The sequence below is a fragment of the Halomonas sp. SIMBA_159 genome, assembly GCF_046536035.1.
Classification (GTDB): domain Bacteria; phylum Pseudomonadota; class Gammaproteobacteria; order Pseudomonadales; family Halomonadaceae; genus Vreelandella; species Vreelandella venusta_A.
Genome location: NZ_JAWJBT010000534.1, coordinates 1 through 273, shown reverse-complemented (window position 1 = coordinate 273; position 273 = coordinate 1). Strand labels below are relative to the sequence as shown.

The 273-nt window shown below is 59.7% G+C and carries 1 protein-coding gene; it reads right to left on the bottom strand.

Annotated elements, in window-relative coordinates; all coding sequences use genetic code 11:
• The coding region (locus R0J87_RS20345; protein WP_498888522.1) for a condensation domain-containing protein at positions 1 to 273 on the bottom strand (273 nt) is incomplete at both ends.

The window sequence follows — 273 nt, the reverse complement described above, 5'->3', positions numbered from 1 at the left end:
AAACAGACGCGGACCACTCCAGCCGTCAATCACAGCATGGTGACAGCTGAAGATCACCCGAATATCCTCGTCGGCCAGACGGAAGCAGCGCACGCGCAGTAAAGCATCGCCATCGAGCGCTATACCGCGCTGACGATCATACTGGCAGTATTCGGCGATCAGCGCCTCGGCATCGTCCTCGCCGGTCAGATCCACCACCTCAAACGGCAGTACCAGCTGACGCTGCACCACCTGGATCAGCTGATTACCGGCACGATAAGGGCCGCTCAGCAC